The organism is Rhizobium sp. 2YAF20 (assembly GCF_052114685.1).
Lineage (GTDB): Bacteria > Pseudomonadota > Alphaproteobacteria > Rhizobiales > Rhizobiaceae > Rhizobium.
This window is the reverse complement of sequence record NZ_JBFRFF010000001.1, coordinates 38,127-62,711: the sequence shown is the minus strand read 5'-3', so window position 1 is coordinate 62,711 and position 24,585 is coordinate 38,127. Positions and strand designations below refer to the sequence as shown.

At 58.7% G+C, this 24,585-nt stretch carries 23 protein-coding genes; 9 read left to right on the top strand and 14 right to left on the bottom strand.

What is annotated here, in order from left to right:
- Positions 1 to 55: 55 nt before the first annotated feature.
- Positions 56 to 541 (top strand): MaoC family dehydratase, encoded by a 486-nt coding sequence (locus AB4Z52_RS00300; protein WP_442215773.1) that lies wholly within the window; start codon positions 56 to 58, stop codon positions 539 to 541.
- Between the two features lie 6 nt (positions 542 to 547).
- Here the strand turns inward: AB4Z52_RS00300 and AB4Z52_RS00295 are convergent, their stop codons facing one another.
- The 4 genes from AB4Z52_RS00295 to AB4Z52_RS00280 are packed head-to-tail and all read right to left on the bottom strand — an operon-like array spanning position 548 to position 5,702.
- Positions 548 to 1,096, bottom strand: coding sequence for a sarcosine oxidase subunit gamma (locus AB4Z52_RS00295; RefSeq protein ID WP_442215771.1), 549 nt, complete (start codon positions 1,094 to 1,096; stop codon positions 548 to 550).
- Positions 1,089 to 4,082 carry a sarcosine oxidase subunit alpha gene (locus tag AB4Z52_RS00290; protein ID WP_442215770.1) on the bottom strand — a complete coding sequence of 998 codons (2,994 nt, stop codon included), beginning with the start codon at positions 4,080 to 4,082 and terminating at the stop codon, positions 1,089 to 1,091. Before AB4Z52_RS00290 ends, AB4Z52_RS00295 begins: the two co-directional genes overlap by 8 nt.
- Positions 4,079 to 4,420, bottom strand: coding sequence for a sarcosine oxidase subunit delta (locus tag AB4Z52_RS00285; RefSeq protein WP_442215768.1), 342 nt, complete (start codon positions 4,418 to 4,420; stop codon positions 4,079 to 4,081). Before AB4Z52_RS00285 ends, AB4Z52_RS00290 begins: the two co-directional genes overlap by 4 nt.
- A 28-nt stretch (positions 4,421 to 4,448) precedes the next feature.
- Positions 4,449 to 5,702: a sarcosine oxidase subunit beta family protein gene (locus AB4Z52_RS00280; protein WP_442215766.1), complete on the bottom strand. Its 1,254-nt coding sequence runs from the start codon at positions 5,700 to 5,702 to the stop codon at positions 4,449 to 4,451.
- Between the two features lie 300 nt (positions 5,703 to 6,002).
- Here AB4Z52_RS00280 and rpsU point away from each other — a divergent pair, with 300 nt between their 5' ends.
- From rpsU to AB4Z52_RS00260, 4 genes are all read left to right on the top strand, one after another.
- Entirely contained in the window at positions 6,003 to 6,215 is a 213-nt protein-coding gene (rpsU, locus tag AB4Z52_RS00275; RefSeq protein ID WP_442215764.1) for a 30S ribosomal protein S21, read from the top strand.
- A 129-nt stretch (positions 6,216 to 6,344) separates the two neighbouring features.
- Complete coding sequence (locus AB4Z52_RS00270; RefSeq protein ID WP_442215763.1) at positions 6,345 to 7,220, top strand: tetratricopeptide repeat protein; 876 nt, start codon at positions 6,345 to 6,347, stop codon at positions 7,218 to 7,220.
- A 116-nt stretch (positions 7,221 to 7,336) separates the two neighbouring features.
- Positions 7,337 to 8,425, top strand: a complete 1,089-nt coding sequence (locus AB4Z52_RS00265) for an NAD(P)/FAD-dependent oxidoreductase (protein ID WP_442215761.1) — start codon at positions 7,337 to 7,339, stop codon at positions 8,423 to 8,425.
- Positions 8,426 to 8,629: 204 nt separating this feature from the next.
- Positions 8,630 to 10,324: a sensor histidine kinase gene (locus AB4Z52_RS00260; RefSeq protein ID WP_442215759.1), complete on the top strand. Its 1,695-nt coding sequence runs from the start codon at positions 8,630 to 8,632 to the stop codon at positions 10,322 to 10,324.
- Between the two features lie 782 nt (positions 10,325 to 11,106).
- On the opposite strand, the gene AB4Z52_RS00255 is transcribed toward AB4Z52_RS00260, so the two are convergent.
- The 7 genes from AB4Z52_RS00255 to AB4Z52_RS00225 all read right to left on the bottom strand — a co-directional run bounded on the left by AB4Z52_RS00255 (position 11,107) and on the right by AB4Z52_RS00225 (position 19,213).
- Positions 11,107 to 12,501 carry an NAD(P)(+) transhydrogenase (Re/Si-specific) subunit beta gene (locus tag AB4Z52_RS00255; RefSeq protein WP_442216620.1) on the bottom strand — a complete coding sequence of 465 codons (1,395 nt, stop codon included), beginning with the start codon at positions 12,499 to 12,501 and terminating at the stop codon, positions 11,107 to 11,109.
- Between the two features lie 10 nt (positions 12,502 to 12,511).
- Entirely contained in the window at positions 12,512 to 12,910 is a 399-nt protein-coding gene (locus AB4Z52_RS00250) for an NAD(P) transhydrogenase subunit alpha (RefSeq protein ID WP_442215757.1), read from the bottom strand.
- On the bottom strand, positions 12,910 to 14,073 hold the full coding sequence (locus tag AB4Z52_RS00245) for a Re/Si-specific NAD(P)(+) transhydrogenase subunit alpha (protein WP_442215755.1): 1,164 nt from the start codon (positions 14,071 to 14,073) through the stop codon (positions 12,910 to 12,912). Before AB4Z52_RS00245 ends, AB4Z52_RS00250 begins: the two co-directional genes overlap by 1 nt.
- Before the next feature lie 95 nt (positions 14,074 to 14,168).
- Positions 14,169 to 14,393, bottom strand: a complete 225-nt coding sequence (locus AB4Z52_RS00240) for an aa3-type cytochrome c oxidase subunit IV (protein ID WP_442215753.1) — start codon at positions 14,391 to 14,393, stop codon at positions 14,169 to 14,171.
- 191 nt (positions 14,394 to 14,584) lie between these two features.
- Complete coding sequence (locus AB4Z52_RS00235; protein WP_442215751.1) at positions 14,585 to 15,340, bottom strand: N-acyl amino acid synthase FeeM domain-containing protein; 756 nt, start codon at positions 15,338 to 15,340, stop codon at positions 14,585 to 14,587.
- A 185-nt stretch (positions 15,341 to 15,525) separates the two neighbouring features.
- Positions 15,526 to 17,829, bottom strand: coding sequence for a putative bifunctional diguanylate cyclase/phosphodiesterase (locus AB4Z52_RS00230; RefSeq protein WP_442215749.1), 2,304 nt, complete (start codon positions 17,827 to 17,829; stop codon positions 15,526 to 15,528).
- 274 nt (positions 17,830 to 18,103) lie between these two features.
- Positions 18,104 to 19,213, bottom strand: a complete 1,110-nt coding sequence (locus AB4Z52_RS00225; RefSeq protein ID WP_442215747.1) for a TRAP transporter substrate-binding protein — start codon at positions 19,211 to 19,213, stop codon at positions 18,104 to 18,106.
- 308 nt (positions 19,214 to 19,521) lie between these two features.
- Here AB4Z52_RS00225 and AB4Z52_RS00220 point away from each other — a divergent pair, with 308 nt between their 5' ends.
- Complete coding sequence (locus tag AB4Z52_RS00220; RefSeq protein ID WP_442215746.1) at positions 19,522 to 20,310, top strand: gamma-glutamyl-gamma-aminobutyrate hydrolase family protein; 789 nt, start codon at positions 19,522 to 19,524, stop codon at positions 20,308 to 20,310.
- On the opposite strand, the gene AB4Z52_RS00215 is transcribed toward AB4Z52_RS00220, so the two are convergent.
- The 3 genes from AB4Z52_RS00215 to AB4Z52_RS00205 form a co-directional block, all read right to left on the bottom strand.
- A complete protein-coding gene (locus AB4Z52_RS00215; protein ID WP_442215744.1) occupies positions 20,299 to 21,267 on the bottom strand; it encodes a 2-hydroxyacid dehydrogenase in 969 nt (322 codons plus the stop codon). The two genes, AB4Z52_RS00220 and AB4Z52_RS00215, sit on opposite strands and share 12 nt — an antisense overlap.
- 24 nt (positions 21,268 to 21,291) lie before the next feature.
- Positions 21,292 to 22,314, bottom strand: a complete 1,023-nt coding sequence (locus tag AB4Z52_RS00210; protein WP_442215742.1) for a LacI family DNA-binding transcriptional regulator — start codon at positions 22,312 to 22,314, stop codon at positions 21,292 to 21,294.
- Positions 22,315 to 22,430: 116 nt separating this feature from the next.
- Positions 22,431 to 22,940, bottom strand: a complete 510-nt coding sequence (locus AB4Z52_RS00205; protein WP_442215740.1) for a MarR family winged helix-turn-helix transcriptional regulator — start codon at positions 22,938 to 22,940, stop codon at positions 22,431 to 22,433.
- An 85-nt stretch (positions 22,941 to 23,025) separates the two neighbouring features.
- Between AB4Z52_RS00205 and AB4Z52_RS00200 the strand changes: the two genes are divergently transcribed.
- From AB4Z52_RS00200 to AB4Z52_RS00190, 3 genes are all read left to right on the top strand, one after another.
- Complete coding sequence (locus tag AB4Z52_RS00200; protein WP_442215738.1) at positions 23,026 to 23,817, top strand: creatininase family protein; 792 nt, start codon at positions 23,026 to 23,028, stop codon at positions 23,815 to 23,817.
- A gap of 76 nt (positions 23,818 to 23,893) precedes the next feature.
- Positions 23,894 to 24,154 carry a type II toxin-antitoxin system Phd/YefM family antitoxin gene (locus AB4Z52_RS00195; RefSeq protein WP_442215736.1) on the top strand — a complete coding sequence of 87 codons (261 nt, stop codon included), beginning with the start codon at positions 23,894 to 23,896 and terminating at the stop codon, positions 24,152 to 24,154.
- Between the two features lie 70 nt (positions 24,155 to 24,224).
- A complete protein-coding gene (locus tag AB4Z52_RS00190; protein WP_442215734.1) occupies positions 24,225 to 24,548 on the top strand; it encodes a type II toxin-antitoxin system VapC family toxin in 324 nt (107 codons plus the stop codon).
- Positions 24,549 to 24,585: the final 37 nt, after the last annotated feature.

Sequence of the window (24,585 nt, the reverse complement as noted above, 5' to 3'; positions counted from 1 at the left end):
GCCAGCGTGCAGTCGGGTTGGTCCCGGCAGGCCGGGAACTGTCGAAGGGAAGCCTATGCCGCGCGAAATTTCGCTGTTTGAAGTCCGAAATATCGTGGGAACGGAAGTCGGCCTGTCCGATTGGATCATGGTCGACCAGACGATGATCAACGCCTTTGCCGATGCCACGAATGATCACCAGTTCATTCATGTCGATGAGGAGCGCGCCAGGGCGACGCCCTTCGGCGGCACGATCGCCCATGGTTTCCTGACCTTGTCGCTATTGTCGGCGATGAACTACAATTGTCTGCCGAAGATCCGTGAGCAAACACTCGGCATCAACTACGGTTTCGAGAAGGTCCGCTTCATGGCCCCGGTGAAGGCCGGAAGCCGCATCCGCGGACATTTCATCCTCGCCGACAGCCGCTTCCGGGGTGCCGGCATGATCATGCTCACCTACGAGGTGACCGTCGAGGTCGAGCATGAGCGCAAGCCGGCCTTGACCGCCACCTGGATCACCATCTCGCAGTTCGACCCGAAGGATCGTCCGGAAGATGCCTGAGGAAGGTCAAAACGCCGTATCGGACGCCGCCTCAGCTAAAAGCCCGAAGGCATAGTCGGAAAACGAACGCCACACCTCGACGCGGAACGTGTCTTCCTCGACGCGCAGAAGAACGACCTCGACCTTGCCGAACAGGGTCCTCGAGCAAGCGCCGACGGGAAAGATCTCCAGCGAAAGATCCTGCGGGCAGCCGGCCGACAGCGTCGCCTCGGCACCGGGCCCAGAGACGATGATCGCCGTGTTGCGATGAGAAACGTCGGTGGCCGAATGTAACGCCGAGGCTGAGCCAAGAACCGCCATCAGATCGGCTCCACTCTCATCAATGACAAGCCATTCGTCGGGACCGAGCCAAATCGCCGAGCGCTTGCCGGCGCTTGCCGACATTTTCGGTTTGGTCGGAATAGCCAGCCCCAGCGCCTTCGAAAGGGCTGCGAGAGAACCGGCGGGTGCCCGGAGAGCCACGCGGGACGCGGGCGCTGCGGGCGTCAGGCGAACCGTGGCAGCGCCTCCATGGCGACCGGCGAGCGGCGACTTGCGAATAGCCTGGTCAGCCATTGATGCGGCCTCCTTCCTTGTCAAAGAACACCATGTCCGTCACCTCGACGGCGATCGTCTTGTCCGGCATCGGCACGTAGAGCGTCTTGCCCATCCGCTCCCGACCGCCGGCAACCAGCGCGAAGGCGATCGAGCGACCAAGGTTTTCCGACCAGTACGACGACGTGACATGCCCAAGCATGGTCATCGGCTTCGGTTCGTTCGGATCTGCAACGATCTGCGCGCCCTCTTCCAGAACTGCCTTCGGGTCCTTGGTGATGAGCCCGACGAGCTGCTTGCGCCCCTCCTTGACCAGATCAGGACGCGTCAGTCCGCGAATGCCGACAAAGTCGGCCTTCTTCTTCGACACCGCCCAGGAAAGGCCGGCATCGTCAGGTGTTACGGTTCCGTCGGTATCCTGCCCGACGATGATGTAACCCTTCTCGGCGCGAAGCACGTGCATGGTCTCCGTGCCATAGGCGCAAGCGCCGAGCGGCTCGGCACGCGCCCAGACAGCCTCCCAGACCGACTGGCCATAATCGGCAGGAACGTTGATTTCGAAGCCAACATCGCCCGTAAACGAAACGCGGAACAGCCGGGTCGGCACGCCGCAGATCTTGCCTTCCTTGACGCTCATATGCGGGAAGGCTTCGTTTGAAAGATCGATGCCTTCGATCAGCGGCTCGATGATCTCGCGGGCCTTCGGGCCCTGAACGGCAATGACCGCCCATTGCTCGGTGGTGGACGTCAGCCAGACCTTGAGATCAGGGAATTCGGTCTGCAAGTAGTCTTCCATATGATGCAGAACGCGCGGCGCGCCGCCGGTGGTGGTTGTCACATGGAACCGATCTTCCGCCAGCCGTCCGACAACGCCATCGTCATAAACGAAACCGTCCTCGCGCAGCATGATGCCATAGCGGCAGCGGCCGGGCTTCAACGTATCCCAGGCGTTGGTGTAGATCAGGTTCAGAAAGGCTGCAGCATCCGGGCCGACGACTTCGATCTTGCCAAGCGTCGATGCATCGAACACGCCGGCAAGGTTGCGCACGGTCGTGCATTCGCGGTTGACCGCCTGATGCATGGTCTCACCGGTCCGCGGATAGAACCAGGCGCGCTTCCAGTTTCCGACATCCTCGAAGAGGGCGCCATGCGCTTCCTCCCAGGAGTGGATCGGCGTCTTGCGCGCCGGGTCGAACAGGCCGCCGCGAGAATGATTGATCAGCGTGCCGTAGGTGACCGGCGTATAGGGCGCGCGGAAGGTGGTAAGGCCCACCTGCGGGATATCCTTGCCGAGCATTTCGGCTGCGATCGCCAGACCATGCATGTTGGAGAGCTTGCCCTGGTCGGAGGCCATGCCGTTTGTCGTGAAGCGCTTGATATGCTCGATCGAATGCATGCCCTCGCGAACGGCAAGCCGAATGTCCTTGGCGCAGACGTCGTGCTGGAAGTCGACGAAAGCCTTGGCATTGGTATCGGGGCCGGCACCCTCGGCGCTGCCGACCATGCCGCCGGTCCATTCGAAGGCCTGTTCGCCGGCAAGGACGATCTTGCCGCCACCGGCAGCACCGGCAGCGCGCGCCACCAGTTCGCCTGCCGCAAGCGATTCCTCGATCGCCTCCTGCAGGCCGTCGGTGCCGTTGCACGCGCCAACCGACAGGCAATCCTGGACATAGATACCGGGGAGAAAACGCTGCCTGTCGGCATCGAACTTCACCTTGCCGCGCGACTGCGAGAACAGATGCACGGATGGCGTCCAGCCGGCGGAAACCAGCAAGGCATCGACGGCAAACTTGCGAGGCGAGCCGCCGCCATTGCGGGCAACCGTCATCGACGAGATGCGCAACTTGCCTGCAGTATTTATGACCGAATGCCCGGGAAGGACCTCGATGCCGAGCGCCCTGGCCTCTGCCACCACCGCGTCGCCGGGACGCGGCCTGCAATCGACGATTACCGCGATCGAGACGCCGGCCTTCTTCAGGTCGAAGGCCGCTTCATAGGCAGAGTCGTGCGAGGTATAGACGCCGATCTTTGCGCCGACGGCAACGCCGTAATGGTTGAGATAGGTGCGCGCGGCCGAGGCAAGCATGATCCCCGGGCGATCATTGTTCGGGAAGACCATGTGGCGTTCGATCGCGCCGGTTGCAAGGATCACCCGCTTGGCCCTTACCTGCCACAGCCGCTCGCGCGGCAGGTCGCGGGCCGGACGTGCCAGGTGGTCGGTGACGCGTTCGGCCAGCCCGATAAAATTGTGGTTGTAGTAGCCGAATGCGGTGGTGCGGGTCAGCACGTCGACGTTCGGCATCGCCTTCAGCTTCGAAACGACATCCTGCGCCCAGACATAACCCTCGACGCCGTCGATCCGGACGCTGGTATCAAACCGTAGCGCGCCTCCGACCTCTGGCTGCTCGTCGCAAAGGATGACCTTCGCGCCGGCTTCGGCCGCTGCCAGGGCTGCTGAAAGGCCGGCAATGCCGCCACCGACAACCAGCACGTCGCAATGGGCGAAACGGCCGGCATAGTGGTCGGGATCTTCTTCCGTCGGCGCCACGCCGAGGCCGGCGGCATGTCTGATGATCGGCTCATAGATGTGCTTCCAGGCGGCCCTCGGCCACATGAAGGTCTTATAATAGAAGCCGGCGGCAAAGAACGACGAGAACAGATTGTTGATACCGCCGATATCGAAGGCGAGCGTCGGCCAGCGGTTCTGCGACTGGGCGATCATCCCGTCGAAAACCTCCTGGACGCTGGCGCGCACGTTCGGCTGTTTGCGGGCCGCATCCCGCGATATGTCCAGAAGCGCATTCGGCTCTTCGGCGCCGGCGGACAGAATGCCGCGTGGCCTGTGATACTTGAACGAGCGGCCGACCAGATGGACGCCGTTGGCCAGCAGCGCCGAAGCGACGCTGTCGCCCTCGAGCGCGGTATAGGTCTTGCCGTCGAAGGTGAAGCGCGCGGTTCTGGCAGGCGTCAGGCGACCTGCTCCGGCAATGCGATTGGCGCCGCTCATCGGGCGTCTCCTTCGGTCGCTTCATAGGTCTCGACGGTGGCGCTGGTCGCCGGCGCGACGTTGAGATCCGGCTTGGGCTCACCGGCCTTGTAGGTGGTCAGGAACTTGTCGCTGACGGTGTCGCGCGCCGCGTTGAAGAAGCGGCCGCAGCCGTGCATGTGGCGCCAGCGCTCGAAGATGAGCCCCTTCGGGTTGTCGCGCAGGAAGAAATAGCTCTCGAATTCCTCGTCGGAAATCGCCGAGATATTCTGAGGCCGGGCAATATGCGCATCGCCGGCGTTGCGGAATTCGAGCTCGGAGCGCTCTTCCTGACAGTATGGGCAGTAGATCAGCAGCATGGGTATTCCCTTGTCATGGAAGTCACGGTCAATGCGCAACGGCGGCAGCGGCGGCTTCATCGATCAGACGGCCGCTGCGGAAGCGGTCGAGCGTCAACCCGGCGCTGAACTTGTGCGGCTCGTCACGCGCGATCAGATGCGCAAACAGGTTCGCCGATCCCGGTGTCGCCTTGAAACCGCCCGTTCCCCAGCCACAATTGACATAGAGCCCCGGTACTGGCGTCTTCGACTGGATCGCCGAGCGATCGGGGGTGTTGTCGACGATGCCGCCCCAGGACCGCATCATCTTCACCCGCCGGAACATCGGAAACAGCTCGCAGATCGCATCGAGCGTGTGGGTGATGATCTGCAGGCCGCCGGTCTGCGAATAGGAATTATACTGGTCGGTGCCGGCGCCGATGACGAGCTCGCCCTTGTCGGACTGTGAGATATAGGCATGCACCGTGTTTGACATCACCACGCAGGGGAAGATCGGTTTCAGCGGTTCCGACACAAGCGCCTGCAGCGGGCTTGACTGCAAGGGCACCCGAACGTCGGCCATCTTCATGACCGTCGTGGTGTGGCCGGCAGCGGAAACGCCGATTTTCTTCGCGCCGATGAAGCCGCGTGACGTGTCGACACCGGTAACCCGGCCATCAGGCCCACGGCGAATGCCGGTGACTTCGCAATTCTGGATGATATGGACGCCACGATCCGACGCTGCACGGGCATAGCCCCAGGCGACCGCGTCATGGCGGGCCGTGCCGCCGCGGCGTTGCAAGGCCGCACCATTGATCGGGTAGCGCGCCGTCTTCGATATGTCGAGCGGCGGACAATAGGCCTTGGCCCGTTCGGGTGTCATCCATTCATTGTCGATGCCGTAGAGACGATTGGCATGGATGTGGCGCTTGAAAGATTGCTGGTCATGCACATTGTGCGACAGCATCATCACGCCGCGCGGCGAATACATCACATTGTAGTTGAGCTCCTGCGACAGCCCTTCCCAGAGCTTCAGCGAATGCTCGTAGATGTGCATGCTCTCTTCGTAGAGATAGTTCGAGCGGATGATGGTGGTGTTGCGGCCGGTATTGCCGCCACCGAGCCAGCCCTTCTCGATCACCGCGACATTGGTGATGCCATGCTCCTTGGCAAGATAATATGCGGCACCGAGGCCGTGGCCGCCGGCGCCGATGATGATGACATCATACTCCTTGCGCGGCTCCGGCGAGGTCCATTGGGCCTCCCAGCCCTTGTGGCCCCGTAACGCCTCTCTTGCCACGGCAAAAACCGAGTATTTGCGCATTCGTCCTCAACTCCTTGAAGGAAGAGCTCTTCCGATCGGCCATACAGATCGCAAATCGAAAACCGACACAACGGTTCTTTTGCGACGCATTCAAGCCCCGCTATCGACACGGACCAGAAACTCTTGTCTGGCGGAAATTTGTGGACGGAATGCGACGCCATATATGGACTTCCGCAACCCGATCTGATATTTCGCACAGCCAATCGCAAGGCCTTGCGCCCAGCGAACGATATTTCTTTGCCCCGGAAATCGCCGAATTTCCGCGGCAAGCAACTCTAAAGCCAAAGGAGCGGGGTTTTCGTGCAGGTACTCGTCCGCGATAACAATGTCGACCAAGCCCTTCGCGCGCTCAAGAAGAAGATGCAGCGCGAGGGAATTTTCCGCGAAATGAAAATGCGCGACTACTACGAAAAACCTTCGGAGAAGCGCGCCCGCGAAAAGGCCGAGGCTGTTCGTCGCGTTCGCAAGCTGGCGCGCAAGAAAGCCCAGCGCGAAGGCGCAGTTGCACGTTAACGGTCGTTATTTCGACGTTTTCAGATGCGTTTCTGGCGGGGCGAATGGTTCGCGCCGCCTTTTTTGATTTGTTTCGACCAGATGTATCAGGGACTACTGATATAACGCATGGGGAAAGCGAACCCGATAATGGCATTCACTCGATTTAGGGCATCCAGAACTTTGAATTCTTCCGTTTCTTCGAAAGGCAACCGGGCCGCGTTGCCGGTTCTGGCGTTGCTTGCTGTGATCGGCCTGGCCGGCTGCGAAACCACTTCGACCGATACTGTCATCCGTATTGACAAGGCGCAGGGCTCGCAGCAGAACATTGCGTCCCTGACTTCGGTCATAAACGCCAATCCGCAGGATCCGGAAGGCTACAACGTCCGCGGCTCTGCCTATGGCCGCGCCGGCGAGTTCAGCCGCTCTCTTGCCGACTTCAATCAGGCGATCCAGCTGAACCCGAAATTCTACCAGGCCTATGCCAACCGAGCGCTGGTTTACCGCAACATGGGCAAGCAGCCGGAAGCGGCCGCCGATTACAATGCTTCGCTGCAGATCAACCCAAGCTACGACGTCGCCTATATCGGCCGCGGCAACATCTATCGCCTCGCCGGCCGCGACGACGATGCCTTCAAGGACTTTTCCAAGGCGATCGAACTGGGAACGACCGACGGGCGCGCCTATCACGGCCGGGGCCTGATTTACCAGAAGCGCAATCAGCAGGACAAGGCGATCGACGATTTCAGCAAGGCGATCTCACTGTCGCCCAACTCGCCGGAGCCTTACAACGGCCGCGGCACGTCCTATCTGGCGCGCAATGACGACGACAACGCCTTTGCCGATTTCAATCACGCGATCGATCTGGACAACAAGGTAGCGGAATCCTGGGCCAACCAGGCTCTTGTCTACGAGCGTCGCGGCGACAAGGCCAAGGCAGCCCGCTCCTACCAGCATGCCGTCAATCTCGATCCGCGCTACCAGCCGGCCAAGGACGGCTTGGCGCGCGTGCGCACCGGCAGCTAAGTGATAACGCCGCCCGGCGAGCATTGAACGGGCGGCAATCAACTTGTCGGGCAGCCTATGACGCGGCCGCGTGCTACGGCTTTTCCTGATTGTGCGAAGCATGATAGGGAGGAAGCATGACACCGTCTCAAAACGCGCCCACACCTCAAAAGATCATCGTCGTCGGCGCCGGCATCATCGGCGCATCGCTGGCTTGGCATCTGGTTCAAGCGGGCGCTTCAGTCACGATTGTAGGTGCCACACCTGGCGGAGAGGCCACACCAAATTCGTTCGCATGGATCAATGCGAGCTGGGGGAACCCTGAATTCTATTTCCATTTCCGCCGACGCTCCATGGCCGAGTGGAAACGTCTCGCCAAGGCGCTTCCGTCTTTGCCGCTCAAGTGGTGCGGCGGTCTTTGCTGGGACCTGCCGCCTGAGGAACTCGACAGCTTCGCCAGCGGCCATAGTGCCTGGGGTTACGGGATAAAGCGCGTTGGACCGACCGAGCTAAACGAGATTGAGCCTTGCCTGGCCGCGGCTCCGCCCTTTGCTCTTCATGTTGCCGAAGAGGGCGCCGTCGAGCCGGAGGAGGCCGCCAATATCCTGCTGTCGGACGCCATCCGCAGCGGCGCCACACTCCTGTCCGGCATCAAAGTACAGCGCCTGGCCAGTGAGAACGGTCGCGTCATCGGGATAGAAACGGCCGATGGCGTCATGACTGCCGACGTGGTCGTGCTTGCTGCTGGCGCCGGCACAGCGGCGCTGGCCGCGAGTGCCGGCATTGAAATACCACTTCAGTCTCCGCCCGGCCTTATCGTCCATTCAAAGCCCGCCCGGCCGCTGCTTTCCGGACTGGTGCTTGCCCCTGAGCTTCACATGCGACAGACCGCGGAAGGCCGGATTATTGCCGGGTCGGATTTTGCCGGCACCGATCCAGGAGAACATCCGCAACAGGCGGCCGAGGAATTGTTCGCGAAGGTGAAGGCGATGCTGCGCGGCAGCGCCGATCTCGAACTCGACTTTTATACGGTCGGCCATCGGCCGACGCCGCAAGACGGCTTACCGATCATAGGCACGGTGAAGGACATGCCGGGCGTCTATCTCGCGGTCATGCATTCCGGCGTGACGCTTGCACCGATTATTGGCCTCCTAGGCACTGCTGAAATCACCGCCGGGACCGACGACACATCCTTGAAACCTTTCCGGTTGGCGCGTTTCGGCTAAGTGTCAGAAGCGAGGTCGACACCGGAAAGAGAGAGGTGCAAATTCTCTCGGCGCCGATGTTGCAACACCATTTTCTTGTTCCTAAAATACAATTTTTAAGGGCATATTCTACTCTGCTTGCACGGGGCGCCGAGTATCAATGAGACGACGGGTCATCTGCGCGACCTGATCGCAAACGTCGGGGTGGGGCGACTGAAATTGTTGATGAAAAGAAGGTTTCGCGTTTTTCCGAAAGCGTCGATCGGCATTTACCTGTTTGTGATCGTCTTAGCGATCGCACTGCCTATTCTTGCCTTTGTAGCGGTTCTGTTGGTGCAGCTTGAAAACAGTGAGCGGCATGGCCTAGAAAAGGATGCGGTCCAGGACGCGCTGGCGCTTGCCGGCAACGTCGATCGTCAACTGCAAGACATGGCGACGACATTGCATCTTCTATCCATCTCGCCGGAACTGGAAAAGAGCGATCTGGCCGCCTTTCATGATCGCACATACAGAGCTCTGGCATCGCAAGCCTTATATGTGATCCTGGTCGATGCGGACGGTCAGCAGCTTCTCAACACGCGAAGGCCCTTTGGCACTCCACTCAAGAAGACATCGAACCCGCAGTCGCTTCAGCACGCGCTTAAATCGAACAGCATCGAAGTATCGGACGTCTTTACCGGGGCAATGAGCGGCCAGCCCGTCTTCAGCATCATCGAACCGCTCAACCAATCGCCGGCAGGTGCGGCATTGATCATCACTCAAAATGCCAGCGACCTTTCCCGCCTGATGTCAACAGACGGACTTCCCCCCAACTGGTCCGCCGCAATTTTGGATAGCAGCGGGCACGTTGTGTCGACCAGCGGTGCGATCAACCTGGCCTCCGGCACGTTGTTCGACCAGGCGGGGGTCTCAGTGCTGGCCGAGCCACGCGGCTTCTTTGAGGACGACAGCGTTTACCCTCGCAGGCTTTTCGGATACGCGCAAATTCCAGGATGGTCCTGGAAAGCGGTGGTGTGGGGCCCAGTCGCTTCGACGCCCGTATCATTTGTCTCGACCTGGCGCTCTCTTGTCTATGGTGGCATCGTTTTATTGGGTATTGCGCTGTCCCTTGTCTGGATTGTCAGCCGTCAGGTTCGTACGACGATAAAGGACATAGCGGAATTGGCAGAGCGCATGGGCAGGGGAGAGATCGTCTCGCCGATCGAAACGAGCGTCATCGAAGCCAACCAGGTCTCAATCGCTCTTTCGAACGCATCATTCGACCGAAGCCAGACGGAGGATCGGCTTCATTTCGTCATGTATGAACTGGTCCACCGCACCAAGAACCTTTTGGCACTCGCCCAGGCAATGACCCGGCAGCTTGCCAAGCGGGCAGACAGTGTCGACGGTTTCCAAAAGGCAATCATAGGTCGCCTGGAAGGGCTTGCCCGCTCGATCGAGGTGCTGACGAACGAGCAATGGTCCGGCGTATCGTTTCGCCGCCTTGTCGACATCCATCTTGCCAATTTCCTCCAGCATCCAGACCAATTGGAGATTGTCGGCGAGGACTTTCTATTGACGCCGGAGGCCGTACAGAATCTGGGTTTGACGCTGCATGAACTGGCCACCAATTCGCTGAAATATGGGGCACTCTCGGTTCCCGATGGCAAGGTCGTCTTTGCATGGACAGACAGCGACGAAGAAGACGGCCGCATGATAACCTTGACCTGGACGGAAACGAATGGGCCAATGGTGAAGACCCCGGATCGCCCGGGCTTCGGCACGACTGTCATCAAGACCCACGCCGCGGCAGCGTTTGGAGGTGCAGTGAAGATCGACTTCCGCCCCGAGGGTCTCTGCTGGACCTTGACCGCGGCGCGAAAGATGCTTGAGCGAATACGAGAATCCGAGCAGGAGCCGCTTTCCAGTTCAAAGCGATAACGCGGTGGCGTTCACGAAAATGCCCGTCAGGCAAGGCGGGCATTTTTAAGGCATTATGGAGCAGTGAAAATGCTCGGATCGGACTGACGGGATCACGCGACGAGGAGCCTGTCTGATCGGAACCACACGCGTATTTTCGACGCTCTACTTTAGCTTCGCCGACACTGACGGCTGAAGTCTTGTGGAAGAGCACGCCGGGCAACCATCGAAAAAAATGAAGGCCAAAATCTTCCTCATGTTCAAGTCAGGCTTGTGGTGCCGATAAAGGAAGTCGGCCAGATATGGGGTCATCCAGACTTTGATATCGACGTCGCAGGGAGGCTCTTGAACGGTGAATACTTCTTTGGTGAGTGTAAGTGGAGAAGCACCATTATCGACTTAGGGCATTTGAGACAGCTACGCGACCGATCGGAGAAAACGAAGTTCGGAAAAGAAGTTGCAGGCAAACATTTTCTGCTCTTTAGCAAGGCAGGATTTTCAGCCGACCTCGTTGGACTTGCGAAGGATGAAACTCAACGAGTCCAATTGCTGACCCCTAGCGATCTTGTACAACCGAAACGTTGATCAACACCGGTGGACGGAATCCGCCGAGGAGCCACCTCGAAGGTGTGCTCCTTCATTCATACTACCAAGCTCGCTTCGGGCAGCCCGATGTATATGCCCATCTGACCCTAACCTTCAAAGAAAGGGCACCCGCTGCGAAACTAGGCAGAAAATGCCTCCCCCCGGCAATCTTCACCGGAAACCTGTGGCACTTGCCTAACCGCATTTTTAAGAACAGCTCAATCGTTGAGCGCCTTGACGATGTCCTCGGTCATCTTCTTGGCGTCGCCGAGCAGCATCATCGTCCCATCCTTGTAAAACAACGTGTTGTCGATACCGGCATAACCCGAGCCAAGCGACCGCTTGACGAAGAGGCAGGTCTTTGCCTTGTCCACATCAAGGATCGGCATGCCATAGATCGGCGAGGTCTTGTCGTCACGCGCGGCCGGATTGGTCACGTCATTGGCACCGATGACATAGGCAACATCGGCCTGAGCGAACTCGGAATTAATATCCTCCAGCTCGAACACGTCATCATAGGGAACGTTGGCTTCGGCCAGAAGCACGTTCATATGGCCCGGCATACGTCCGGCAACGGGATGGATCGCATATTTGACCTCGACGCCATGTGCCTTCAGCCGGTCGCCCATTTCACGCAAGGCATGTTGTGCCTGCGCCACCGCCATGCCGTAGCCGGGCACGATGATGACCTTTGAGGCATTGGCCATCAGATAGGCGGCGTCCTCTGCCGAGCCCAGCTTGACGGACCGGTCGATGTCGTCGGCCGCCGCGCTTGCCGCCTCACCGCCGAAGCCGCCGAGAATGACCGAAATGAAGGAGCGATTCATCCCCTTGCACATGATGTAGGAAAGGATCGCACCGGACGATCCGACAAGCGCGCCGGTAATGATGAGGGCAAGGTTGCCAAGCGTGAAGCCGATGCCGGCCGCCGCCCAACCGGAATAGGAATTCAGCATCGACACAACGACCGGCATATCGGCCCCGCCGATCGGCACAATCAAAAGCACGCCGAGCGCCAGGGCCAGCGCCACGATTGCCCAGAAGTCGAAGTGGCTTTCAGTGATCGCAAGACCGATGATGAAAAAGATGATGAGAGCGAGCAGCGCTGAGTTGATCGCATGCCGGTACGGCAACATGATCGGCTTGCCGGACATCCGCCCGTCGAGCTTCAGAAAGGCGACAATCGAGCCTGTGAAGGTCAGCGCGCCGATAGCAACGCCGATCGCCATCTCGACGAGCGCCTCGTGGCGGATGGCTCCGATCGCGCCGATCCCGAAGGACGAAGGCGTGTAAAGGGCTGCAGCCGCGACGAGGACCGCGGCAAGCCCGACCAGAGAATGGAAGGCTGCGACGAGCTGCGGCATCGAGGTCATCGGTATGACGCGGGCGATGTAGGAACCGGCGCCGCCGCCGATCGCCAGACCGAGGATGATCAACACCAGGCCGCCGAAAGACGGTGTCGCCAGAACCAGGGTCGTGGCAATGGCGATCGCCATGCCGACCATGCCATAGAGATTGCCTTTGCGGCTGCTGGCTGGATGCGAGAGGCCGCGCAACGCGAGAATGAAGAGAACGCCGGAAACGAGATAGAGGAAAGCTGCGATATTGCTCAGCATGCCGGCCTCACTTTTCTTTTTTCTTGTACATCGCCAGCATTCTTTGCGTGACGAGGAAGCCGCCGAAGATATTGACCGAAACGAGCACCAGGGCGACGAAACCGAACCCCGTCGCAAGACCGCTGGTCGAGATGCCGACCGCAAGAAGCGCGCCGACGACGATGACCGACGAGATAGCGTTGGTCACCGCCATCAAAGGTGTGTGCAGCGCCGGCGTCACCGACCACACGACGTAATATCCGACCAAGATCGACAGGACGAAGATCGCAAGCTCGAACACGAAAGGGTCGATCGCCGCACCCGATACGGCGCTGACGGCCTCAGGCGCTTGCGCTGCCGCCGTCATCACCGCGGTCACGGCTTTGTCCAATTGCTGCAGCGCCTGGTCCATTGCTTGGCTGGCCATCAGACTTCTCCCTTCTTGACGATCGCCTGATCCGGATCGCTGAAATTCGGATGAACGACGACGCCGTCATGGGTGAGCATCGTCGCCCTGATCAGCTCGTCGTCGAAATTGAGGCCAAGCGTCTTCGTGTCCTTGTTGACCATGGTCTCGAGGAAGGTGACGAGGTTCTTGGCATAGAGCAGCGAAGCGCTGGCCGCCACGCGACCCGGCATATTGGCAAAGCCGATGACGCGAACACCCTCCACCTCGACAACGCCCCCGGAATTCGAGCCTTCGATATTTCCGCCGCGCTCAACGGCAAGGTCCACTGCCACTGCGCCTGGCTTCATCGATGCCAACATCGCGCGCGTCACCAGGCGCGGTGCCGGACGACCTGGGATCAATGCCGTGGTGATGACGATGTCCTGCTTGGAAATATGGTCGGAGACCAAAGTCGCCTGCTTTGTCTGGTATTCCCTGGACATTTCCTTGGCGTAGCCGCCCGACGTTTCCGCCGCCTTGAATTCCTCGTCCTCGACGGCGATGAACTTGGCGCCGAGCGAGGCCACCTGTTCCTTGGCAGCCGGGCGAACATCGGTAGCGGATACGACGGCGCCGAGGCGCCGCGCCGTGGCAATCGCCTGCAGCCCGGCAACGCCGGCGCCCATGACGAACACCTTTGCGGCCGGAACGGTACCTGCCGCCGTCATCATCATCGGCATCGCCCGGTCATAGGTCGCAGCCGCCTCGATCACCGCCTGATAGCCGGCAAGATTGGCTTGCGACGACAAAACGTCCATCGACTGGGCGCGGGTGATGCGCGGCATCAGCTCCATGGCGAATGTGGTCAGCCCCGCCCTTGCCATTTCGGCAAGCGCCTGCTCGTTGCCGTAGGGATCCATGATTGCGATGACGATGGCGCCATTTTGATAACCGACAATCTCTTTTGATGTCGGCCGGCGCACCTTCAACACGACGTCGGCCTTGGCCGCATCCGAAAAGGATCCGACACGCGCGCCAATCGCCTGGTATTCGCTATCTGGAATCCGCGACAGAGCGCCGGCACCTGCCTCCACCACGACATCGAAGCCAAGAGAAATCAGCTTCTTGACCGTCTCCACCGATGCCGCGACCCGCGCTTCATCGGCCGCGGTCTCCTTTGCGACAAACACAAGATTGCCCAACTACACCTCCCCAGTGTCAAGCGGGACCGCCGCGGGCCAGAAGCCTGCAACGGTCAATAATTTAGAGAATATCGGAAAAGACCGGCTAAAGCCGGTCAGCGCACCAGAACGATGCCGACAACCGAGAGAATAGCAAAAATAATAAAGCCACCGAGCAGGCCTGCATGTCCGAAGAAACCTGCCGCCATTGCAATCAGAAGGACACCAATCAGCACCGTGCCATATTTGGCACCGGCGAGAAACATGTTGTAGGTCTTCTCATGCTCGCGATAATCCATCGGAGCACCTGTTTCGGCAGGTCCGGTGTGATGTTCGGCCATTCAATAGTCTCCCCTGATATCGCTCCCGACCCGGCATGAACCGATCGACGAAAGCCTAGCCTCGAAACCTCTGTCATGCCCGGCGCAGTTGGCATGCCGGCGGCATTTCCCTGTATCGAGGCCTTACACAATGTGGGAGAAAATGCAATGGATGACGATGCCGCAGCCAGGTCCTGGCATCGTCAAATTCGTCATACTGCCCGCCGCGCCGCAAGGCGTCCGTTGGCGGCAAGGCGGGCGGTTGGCAGGATCGTCAAGGGCGTTACCCCCATATCGGGCGACCGCTGGAACATCATCCGCCGCTCATAGGGCTCGGACACGAAAAATGGGAAGCGCTGGTAAAGTCCAGCGCGCACGTCCCGCGTTCGCGTCGCCATCAGCGTCAGTTCGATATTGTATTTGCCGACATTCTTCTGCGATGGCACGACCGTATCTGCATAAAAGACGCGGCGATAGAATGGCGCGTGCTGCGGACTGACCAGCTGCAGCACGCGATCAGCATCGAAATAATCCGCTGCCATCGATGCAATTCTAAGCGTCAGGTAAGGAAGTGCCGGCATTTCGCCTATGACGTCAGGATCAGCGGCAAATCGTACGGGGTCGATGAGCGTCATGCCCGCGTCGAGAAACTTGTCGATCTCGGTCGTATACATTTCCCGCGTCGAGCTCACCCGATGATCTGGCGTCACGTGATGAATGCGCACGGTGCTGATCAGACGCTCATCATAGTAGACGCCGAAGATATAGGCATGGTCGTCGAAATCGACGTCGTCGATCAACTTGGCGCCGTTAAGCGTCAGGATATTGGCGAGCTTGTAGGCGCGATACCGGATCCGCGCGACCTCCTCCATATCTTCATGCGTTTCGACGCGGCGATATTCGATGTGATCCAGGACTTCCAGCAACTTCTTGGAAAAATTACTCTGTCCGGCGTCTGAGGGTACCATATTCAAAATCCTGAAAGTTAATGAATAATTAATGCTTCAGGGCTAACCGGCACGCAACATTTGAATAAATTTTAACTAGAAAGCTTTCAGTTAAGGTTAACGGCGCGAGAAATTTGCGCGTAAAATCAAGGAGCAGCCGTTGCAGCTCCATCAGGCATCTGTCAGAAATTTAGCGCAGGAGGAGGTTATGCGACGTTCTTGCGGCGGCGAATGATCTGCTTTTTGGCAAGGCTTTCTACCATGGCAAGAATGCGCTCGGTCGGAACCGGTGTCGAAAATACGTATCCCTGCACATAATCGGCACACTGATACTTGTTGATCAGGGTCAATTGATCCTGCGTCTCGACGCCCTCGACAACGATCTCGAGGCCCAGTTCGCGCGAAAGATTGACCGTGCCGCGCAACAGCTTGAGGCGGCGCGCATCCTCGGTGATGTTGCGAACGAAGGATCGATCGATCTTGACGACATCTATCGGCAGGGAATCGAGATAGCTGAGGCTCGAGAAGCCGGTACCGAAATCGTCGATTGCAATGGTGATGCCCTTGTTTCGCAGTTCCGTCAAAATGGCGCGGACGGTGGCAAGCTCGTCCATCAGGCAGCTTTCCGTCACTTCGAGGTGCAGGCGCGAGGGCGACAGCCCGGACGTTGCTAGCGCCTCAGTGACGACGGCGACGACATTGCTGCTGCGCAGGTCCTGTACGGAGAGATTGACCGACACGGAAATTGACGACGGCCATGTTGCACAATCGCGGCAGGCCTGATTGAGCATGAATTTGGTGATGCCGGAAACGATACCCATCTCCTCGGCGATCTGTACGAAGACGGTCGGTGGCACCGAGCCTTTTTCGGGATGGACCCAGCGAGACAATGCTTCGCAGCACTCGATCCGGCTGCCGTCCGGCTTGAACATCGGCTGGTAGGCGGCATGCAGGCCGCCGTTTTCTATCGCGTCACGCAAATCGTCCTTGAGCTTCTGCCGTTCGATGTAGCGGGCGTCCATTTCCTCCTCGAACGCCGAGCAACCGCCCTTGACGCGGGATTTCGTTTCGAACAATGCCAGATCGGCCTTAATCTGCCATTCCTCCGGTCGAAATTCCAGGCTGTCGATCGTCACATAGCCGCCGCTGACGGAAATGCGGAACGTGTTGCCGTCAACTTCGTAGTTGCCCGCGATTGCCCCATGAAGCGCCCGGATGCGCAGATCGAGATCCTGAGCGTTGTCGTCATTGGGGAAAAACAGCACGAACTGATCACCCATCAGCCGCGCAACGAGCGCGCTGCCGCCGGCCTCTTCCTTCAGGCGTGCGGCGATTTTCACCAGCATCCGGTCGCCGGAAATGTGCCCCTTGGTGTCGTTGACATGCTTGAAATCGTCGACATCGAGAACCATGATGCCGATCGTCCCGGCCTGGCGGCGGGCGGCAAGATTTTCTTTCACCAGGTCGATGAAGTACTCGCGATTGGGCAGGCCCGTTAGAGGATCGAAGCGCACCATGTGAAGAATCTTGCGTTCGGCGCGGATGCGTGAGGTCACATCCTCGAAAATTAAGATCACGACCCCGTCCGGACGACGGTTGGCCGAAAACTCCAGAAACAGATCCTCATTGAACTGAATGAGCGTACGCGAAAGCGAGCCGTCGACGAGCTGTGCGAGCTGGCGCTGGATCAGGCTTGGCAACGAACCGTCGATGAATGCATTGCGCACGCCATAGCGCAGAACGACATCGAGCTCGCAGTCCTTCAACTGATCCTGGTTGGTCAGATGCAGCAGCTCGCAAGCCTTGCGATTGACCACCAGAATGCGATTGTTGCCGTCCAGCATGAACAGCCCGTGCGTCATGTTGTTAAGGGCGGTGTCGAAACGGTCGGCAATCAGCGATATCTCGCGCGACGCGATCACGTTCTTGTAGAGGAATTCGCGAACGCCGTTCGCCATCGAGCGGGTCGTCAGCACGAACGGGATGAGCGTGAACGACAACAGGACCATATACGGGTCCTTGAGCAGCAGGAAACCCAGGCTGATGGGAAGCGAAGCCGATATTGTCTGCAGGTTGACCGCCTTGGGCGAGCCGTAGTTTCGCCCAACCACCGAAACCATCGAGGCAAGCGTCACCGCGATACAGGCAATTTCAGCGAAAAAATCCTGAAGCACCAGCACGGCGAAGCCGCAGCCGATACCAAGAAGCGTCGTCGTCGAGACGCCGCCGTAGAGGTAGCGCCGCTCCCATCGCGCGATATCCTCGCGGCTCATCGCATCCTTGTCGGCCGCATCGAAACGCTGAAACCAGAAGATGCGATAAATGCAGACGACAATGAAGACGGCTGACAGGTAGATATAGAAATGAGCACCGGATTTCGAGTAAACGGCAACGTAGGTCAAGATCTGAACGATCATGCCCGTAAACAGTGTTTTTCGATTTCCAAAGAGCGAACTTACGAACGACAGATAGACGTCCGTCGGGACGATGTTCGGGCTTTGAGGCTTCATACAGAGTCCCCCTGTGCGGCTGGCACTCTAATCAAAACCATTTAAAAATTGATTGCCCGATTACGGCGGATTTGGTGAATTTTTCTACATTTTAGGAGATTATATCATAGAATCAGTGAATTTCTGCACGCTACTCGTGTATTCATACCAAAATTACTCTTCCCCGACACAGTATCCGTAGCAGATATATTGGAAACAGAAAGTGAACAAATCATCGCGGCAAGATTGACGAAAACGTCTTCGGGGAAGCGATTATGTTCCGCAGTGTAACACATCATAGTTTCCCGGCGCGCTGCTGTATCATCATGAATGTATCAAATGTGTACTCGGAAAGTTGCATCCAAAGATATGCCTCCTTCTTGTAGGCCACCTGGTTGTCGTAGATCTTCTTGAACGATGCATTTGACTTGGAAATATCGGCATAGATGACCGTAGCCGCTTGAAAGCAGGCTTCCATGATTTCCTGGCTGAAGGGCCGCAAGGTAACCCCCTCGGTCACGATCTCCTTTAAAGCCGGCGGGTTCTTGACGTCGTATTTTGCCAGCATGTTGGTATTGGCAAATGCGCACGCGTCGGTCAGCGCCGCCTGGTAGTTCTTCGGCAGGCCGTTCCACTTCTCGAGATTGAAGAAGGCGTGGATCACCGTGCCCCCCTCCCACCAGCCGGGGTAATAATAGAATTTTGCCACCTTCTGCAGGCCGAGCTTGAGGTCGTCATAGGGCCCGACCCATTCGCAGGCATCGATCGTCCCCTTGTCGAGCGCTGAATAGAGATCGGCGGTCGCAATCTCCTGCTGCGGTACTACGCCGACCTTGGCGATCACGCTGCCCGCAAGACCGGAGATGCGCATCTTCAGACCTTTGAGATCGTCGAGCGTATTGATTTCCTTGCGAAACCAGCCGCCCATCTGGACACCGGTATTGCCGGCAGGCAGTCCGTAAATGCCTTGCGTGGCGTAGAATTCGTTCATCAGCGCATTGCCGCTGCCCTGATAGAACCAGGCGTTGGACAGCCGCGCATTCAGCCCGAAGGGGATGGTCGTCCCGATGGCGTAGGTCGGGTCCTTGTTCCAGAAATAGTAGGAGCAGGTATGGGCCGCCTCGACCGTTCCGGCGCTGACCGCATCGGCCGCCTGAAGCCCAGGTATGATCTCGCCAGCCTCAAACGTCTGAATGGTGAAGTTGCCACCCGTCGCAGTTGAGACGTGGCTCGCAATGTCGTCGATGCCGCCATAGATCGTATCCAGGGTCTTGGGGAAGGACGACGTCATCCGCCAGGTGATCTTCGGATTTTCCTGGGCAATAGCAGGCGCTGCAAGCGCAGAGGACGCGGCAGCCCCGGCACCGATCGCACCCGCTTTTCTGATGAACGAACGGCGATCCATCAAAATCCTCCCGGATAGATAGCGGCGCAGGATATACCGGCTGTCCCGATCCTTCCGCGGCCGCAGAAGCTAACCATGTCGCACATCCTCTTTCAAGTCTTGCATTCACTAATCTTTTTGCCGTGTAGGCTTCGTTAAAAGGCGTATCCGAGGAGAAGGTGGAGCCTCGATAATACTACTTATGCGCGCGATTGCATGACACGGAACGGCTCGAATTCGACGGCGCCAAACGTCCAGAGCCGTTGACTTCGTCGACGTTCTGCGCTCTCAACAAACAAGGAAATCGGGCATTTTTACCGGAGCTTTCGATGACGAAGCCAATCATCGCCATACCTGCCGACATTCGTGTCCTTGACGGGGCAAGCTGGCACGCAGCGCAGCAGCAATATATCCAGGCAGCCCTGAACGTTGCCGGCCTGATGGTCGTGATCGTGCCTGCCATGGGCGATGGCTACGATCTCGACGCCATTCTCGACCGTGTCGATGGTGTGCTGGTGTCGGGCTCGGCCAGCAATGTGCATCCGTCGCTCTACGGCATGCCGGCGACCGAGGCGGATGGTCCTTTCGATCCCGCACGTGATGCGACATCCCTGCCGCTCATTCGTCGTGCCATCGACAGGGCCATTCCCCTTTTGGCGATTTGTCGTGGCATTCAGGAATTGAACGTGGCGCTCGGCGGTTCGCTCGCCAGCGAAATCCATGAACAGCCTGGCATCTGGGATCATCGAAAGCCCGTCACGCCGGAGCGCGATGCGATGTACGTGATCCGTCAGAGCGTATTCGTCAAGGAGGGCTCATGCATCGCCCGCTATATCGGCGCCGGCGAAGTGCAGGTGAATTCGTTGCACCGCCAGGCAATCGCAAAAACCGCGCCGCGCCTGCAGGTGGAGGCAACCGCCGAGGACGGGACGATAGAGGCTGTTTCCGTCATCGACGCCAAGGCATTCGCGCTCGGCGTACAATGGCACCCGGAATATTGGGCGGAAACCGACGAGGCGTCGCGCAAGCTGTTTGCGGCTTTTGGCAATGCGGTGCGCGACTATGCAGCCGGCAAGGCCCCGGCGATCCCGGCGGCGCGCAAACAATCAGCCCTTTGATCTTGGCGGGGTTTCTGGGACCGGTGTAACCGGTCTTCCTGTTGTAAACCACTGAATGATGTTTTCGGCCACGAGATCGGCCATCGCATTGCGCGTCGGCACCGAGGCGGACGCGATGTGCGGCAGCAGCGTCGCGTTCGGCAGCGAAAGCAAGCCTTCCGGCACGACCGGTTCGTCGTAGAACACGTCAAGACCCGCCGCCCCAAGCTTGCCGTCGCGCAAGGCTGCAATCAGCGCATCCTCGTCGACCGACCAGCCGCGCCCGACATTGATCAGCACGCCGTCGGGCCCGAGAAGTCTGAGGATCTCGGCATCGATCACCCTATGCGTATGTGCCGTCTTCGGGACGATGGCGATGATTGTATCGACGGCTGCGGCCATTTCCTTCAACGTTGGAAAATAATCATAGGCAACATCCTTGTGACGCGACCGGGTATGATAGCTGATCTTCACCTTGAAGGGCTCCAACCGCTTGGCAATCTCCAGGCCGATGCGGCCGAGACCAAACAGCCCGACATGGCGACCCTTCATCGAAAATGGCGAAAGCGGAAAGGATTGACCCGGCTTCCAATTGCCGGCGCGCAGCCAGTTTTCGGCCCGCGGCATCTGCCGAAGTGTATTCAGCAACAGCCCGATTGCCGTATCCGCGACCTCGTCATTAAGCACGTCGGGCGTATTGGTGACGACGATCCCCTTCGACGCTGCGTGGGCAACGTCGATCCCGTCGTAGCCGACGCCGAAATTGGCAATCACTTCCAGATTGGGCAAGGCGTCGATCCAGGCAGCATTCAGCCCTCCCGCGCAAGCAACGCCGCGAACGCGGGATAAAGTTTCGCGCTCGATCGTCGGGCCGCGCCCCGTCTCAACCGTCAGGATATCAAATAGCTTGCCAAGTTTCTCGAGGACGCGCGGATGGATTTTCCCCGGGATGAGGATTGCGATGCGGGGGTCTGACATGACTTTTCCTTGTCTGACTAATGACTACTGCCGCGGCCGGTAGGGCTCTGTCGACTGGCGTATGCGCATCTCCGGCTTGATGAGATGGATGCCGTCTGGCTCGTGGCTTCCGGCAAGTCTATCCAGAAGCGCGCGCGCTGCAAGTCTTCCGACCTCGGCCTGACCGTTCCAGACGGTCGTCAAGGCCGGCGTTGCGATCGACGCCTCCTCAAGATCGTCATAGCCCGTCACCGAGATATCCTTGCCCGGTACAAGCCCTGCGCGGGCGATGCCGTTCATGAGGCCGATGGCAACCAGGTCGTTCCAGCAAACGGCAGCCGTCGGCTTCTGCGGCAGCGACAGAAAATGTACGGCCGCCTCGAAACCACCCTGCTTTGAACGCGGCCCGGGAATGCGAAGCTCCGGATCGACGTCGATCCCTGCCTTGCGCAGCGCATTGACATAGCCCTGGTAACGATCTCGCCCGGTCGATGTCTGGTCAGTTCCGCCGATCATGGCGATCGAGCGATGCCCCAGGCTGATCAGGTGGTTGGTGGCAAGCGAAATGCCATAGGTGTCGTCGCCGCGATAGGTCGGAAAATCGACCACGTCCATAGAGCGCGCGACGAGGATCGCCGGCATGCCGTTCTCCTCCGTCAGCAGCATATCCTCCGACGGCGTACCGATCGCCGGCGACATGATGACGCCATCGGCGCCCAGCTGCAGCAGGGTCTCGAGGAAGTTCCGCTGTTTGTCGACGGAATCATAATGGTTCGACAGGATGAATGTGTGCCGACTACGATCGAGCTCGGTCTCGATCGCCTTTAGGATCTCGCCGTAGAACGGGTTCATGATGTCGTGCACGACAACACCGATGATACCCGAACGGGAGGTTCTCAGACTGGCAGCGCGGCGATTATAGATATAGCCGAGCGCCCTTGCCTGATCCTTGATGCGGTCTCGGGTATTCGTGGCAACAAGCGGACTGTCGCGTAGCGCAAGCGATACGGTCGCGGTTGAAATGCCAAGCGTCTCCGCTATCGTCGAAAGCTTTATCTTTTGAGCCACGCGCTCCCCTCCCCCCGTGTAACTCAGCCGACCAATTCACCCGGCATAGTGGCGAGCCAGGATTTAAAATGTTTAATTAAAAAATTTAGAGGACGCAAATGCAAATTTGACGATTTCTAGCTTTCGTCTTCTTCCATCAAATCTGCGCCGAGAAGATTGTTGTCGATTGCCCGGAGCAGCTTGACGAGCGAGCGGATGTCCTTGTCGGAAAAGCCCTTCGTGGCAAGCGCATCGCAGGCCGTAGCCGAGGTCTCGATCTGTGCGACGCTATTGCGTCCCGTTTGCGTGAGGTAGACCTTCGTCAGCCGGGCGTCTTCTGCATCGGCGCGGCGCTCGACGAAGCCCTGGGCTTCCATTCGACCGATGGTCCGCGTCATCGTCGGGGCCTTGACCCCGAGTTTCTGCGCAAGCGCACCGGCCGGAAGCCCGTCCTCGCTGGCAAGCGCCAGAATGACGCCATCCTGGCCGGCATAAAGCCCGCTTTCGGTCAGGCTGCGAGAGACCGCGGTACGCATCGAACGCGCCGCCTGGGTCAGGGCTGGCGAAAGATCGGCGAGAGAATATTCACCGTGATCCTTCTTCTTAGCCGACTTCGACTTTTTACCGTCTTTGTTCTTCTTGCCCATCTTGTTTCCGTTGGTCTTTCGGCGGCCGCATCCCCGCGCTATGACATTGCGCAGTACGCTGACATAAACAAGGGGCATGCTTCAAATGGTACAACCTTCGTTTCATTACGGAGACAATAGCCAGCATTTGCAGCCGCAAGATCGCCGCCGCTGGATCGCTGTGCTGCCGCTTGGTGCTCACGAGCAGCACGGCGCGCACCTGCCGTTTGAAACCGATACGCTGATCGCTGCCGGCATCGTCGAGCGGCTCAAGCAGCAGCTACCAAAAGACTTGCCGGTGACGTTCCTGCCCGTCGAGCCCGTTGGCTACTCCATAGAGCATATCGATGTTATCGGGACGAGGAGCCTGACGTTTGAAGATGCCGTCCATCGCTGGCTGGAGATTGCCGAAAAACTGCATCGATTGGGCATCCGCAAATTCGTGATGCTAAGCGCTCACGGCGGCAATTCGCCATTGATGACCATCGTTGCGACCGAAGCCCGGGTCCGCTTCGACATGCTTGCCGTTGCAACAAGCTGGACGCGCTTCGGCGTCCCAACCGGCATCATCGAGCCCGATAGCAAGGCGATCGACATCCATGGCGGCGATATAGAGACATCGGTCATGCTCGCGCTTCATCCTGACAAGGTAGACATGACCAAAGCTGCCGATTTCCCCTCCCGGCAAACCGACTACATCAACAAATTCCGGCATCTGCGCGCCTACGGCCCCCACGCCTTCGGCTGGAAGATGTCCGATCTCAACCCGGACGGCGTCGCCGGCAACGCATCGGCGGCGTCAGCTGAAAAAGGCGAAAGACTGATTGACCATGCGGTCGATGGACTGATCGAACTGCTGCAGGATGTCGACGAGTTTGACGTCGCGGCGCTGCGATAGCGCCAAAAACTTGTGCGCACACTCAAGATAGCCGATACTATCACAAGGGTTGGAGCCCGCAAAAAGAAGACAGAAGATGCACATCTCAATTGCGGAAGCGGAAGGCCAGTTGACAGAACTGGTTCGGCTCGCCAGCCAAGGCGAGGAAGTCGTGTTGACGCAGAATGGCATGCCGTATGTCCGGCTGGAACCGGTGAAAAAGTCGATTGATCCGAAGGTTCGAGACACGATTATTGAAAGGATTCAGAGGGAGGTTCAAGAATTGAATTTGCCCCCCGGTCCAGACGCGGCAAGAAGCCAAGACTTTCTGTACGATGAATACGGGCTGCCGAATTGATCGTCATCGACACGTCGGCGTTGAGTGCGATTGCCAAAACGAGCCGGCAGCAGGCGATTGCCGGGCAGCAATGCTGAATGAACCCAGAATTGTCATATCAGCAGGCACAATGGCGGAGGTGATCATCGTCGCCGCAGGACGCGGCTTGACGAAGGCAATGGCTCAATTGTTGGCCGACACGATATCCGAGGTTGTACCCGTCACGTCCGATCGTGCGCGCGCCACTGGAGCAGCCTATTCCAAATGGGGCAAGGGCATCCACCCGGCAGGTCTGAATTTCGGCGATTGCTTCGCCTATGCGCTCGCCAGAGAGTTCGATTGCGCGCTGCTTTATGTCGGCAATGATTTTGCCAGAACCGACATTGTGTCGGCGATTCCATCCGCCGAAACCTAATGTGATCTTATAACATAAAAACTCTTTGAACTGCCCA

Bases quoted from the DNA above. Each gene is read 5' to 3' on its own strand.
- AB4Z52_RS00195 (WP_442215736.1), top strand. From the start codon at position 23,894: ATGCACATCTCAATTGCGGAAGCGGAAGGCCAGTTGACAGAACTGGTT.
- AB4Z52_RS00220 (WP_442215746.1), top strand. From the start codon at position 19,522: ATGACGAAGCCAATCATCGCCATACCTGCCGACATTCGTGTCCTTGAC.
- AB4Z52_RS00200 (WP_442215738.1), top strand. From the start codon at position 23,026: ATGGTACAACCTTCGTTTCATTACGGAGACAATAGCCAGCATTTGCAG.
- AB4Z52_RS00290 (WP_442215770.1), bottom strand. From the start codon at position 4,082: ATGAGCGGCGCCAATCGCATTGCCGGAGCAGGTCGCCTGACGCCTGCC.
- AB4Z52_RS00235 (WP_442215751.1), bottom strand. From the start codon at position 15,340: ATGGTACCCTCAGACGCCGGACAGAGTAATTTTTCCAAGAAGTTGCTG.
- AB4Z52_RS00280 (WP_442215766.1), bottom strand. From the start codon at position 5,702: ATGCGCAAATACTCGGTTTTTGCCGTGGCAAGAGAGGCGTTACGGGGC.
- AB4Z52_RS00190 (WP_442215734.1), top strand. From the start codon at position 24,225: ATGCTGAATGAACCCAGAATTGTCATATCAGCAGGCACAATGGCGGAG.
- AB4Z52_RS00230 (WP_442215749.1), bottom strand. From the start codon at position 17,829: ATGAAGCCTCAAAGCCCGAACATCGTCCCGACGGACGTCTATCTGTCG.
- AB4Z52_RS00270 (WP_442215763.1), top strand. From the start codon at position 6,345: ATGGCATTCACTCGATTTAGGGCATCCAGAACTTTGAATTCTTCCGTT.
- AB4Z52_RS00215 (WP_442215744.1), bottom strand. From the start codon at position 21,267: ATGTCAGACCCCCGCATCGCAATCCTCATCCCGGGGAAAATCCATCCG.
- AB4Z52_RS00205 (WP_442215740.1), bottom strand. From the start codon at position 22,940: ATGGGCAAGAAGAACAAAGACGGTAAAAAGTCGAAGTCGGCTAAGAAG.
- AB4Z52_RS00260 (WP_442215759.1), top strand. From the start codon at position 8,630: ATGAAAAGAAGGTTTCGCGTTTTTCCGAAAGCGTCGATCGGCATTTAC.
- AB4Z52_RS00250 (WP_442215757.1), bottom strand. From the start codon at position 12,910: ATGGCCAGCCAAGCAATGGACCAGGCGCTGCAGCAATTGGACAAAGCC.
- AB4Z52_RS00300 (WP_442215773.1), top strand. From the start codon at position 56: ATGCCGCGCGAAATTTCGCTGTTTGAAGTCCGAAATATCGTGGGAACG.
- AB4Z52_RS00225 (WP_442215747.1), bottom strand. From the start codon at position 19,213: ATGGATCGCCGTTCGTTCATCAGAAAAGCGGGTGCGATCGGTGCCGGG.
- AB4Z52_RS00295 (WP_442215771.1), bottom strand. From the start codon at position 1,096: ATGGCTGACCAGGCTATTCGCAAGTCGCCGCTCGCCGGTCGCCATGGA.
- AB4Z52_RS00265 (WP_442215761.1), top strand. From the start codon at position 7,337: ATGACACCGTCTCAAAACGCGCCCACACCTCAAAAGATCATCGTCGTC.
- AB4Z52_RS00285 (WP_442215768.1), bottom strand. From the start codon at position 4,420: ATGCTGCTGATCTACTGCCCATACTGTCAGGAAGAGCGCTCCGAGCTC.
- AB4Z52_RS00240 (WP_442215753.1), bottom strand. From the start codon at position 14,393: ATGGCCGAACATCACACCGGACCTGCCGAAACAGGTGCTCCGATGGAT.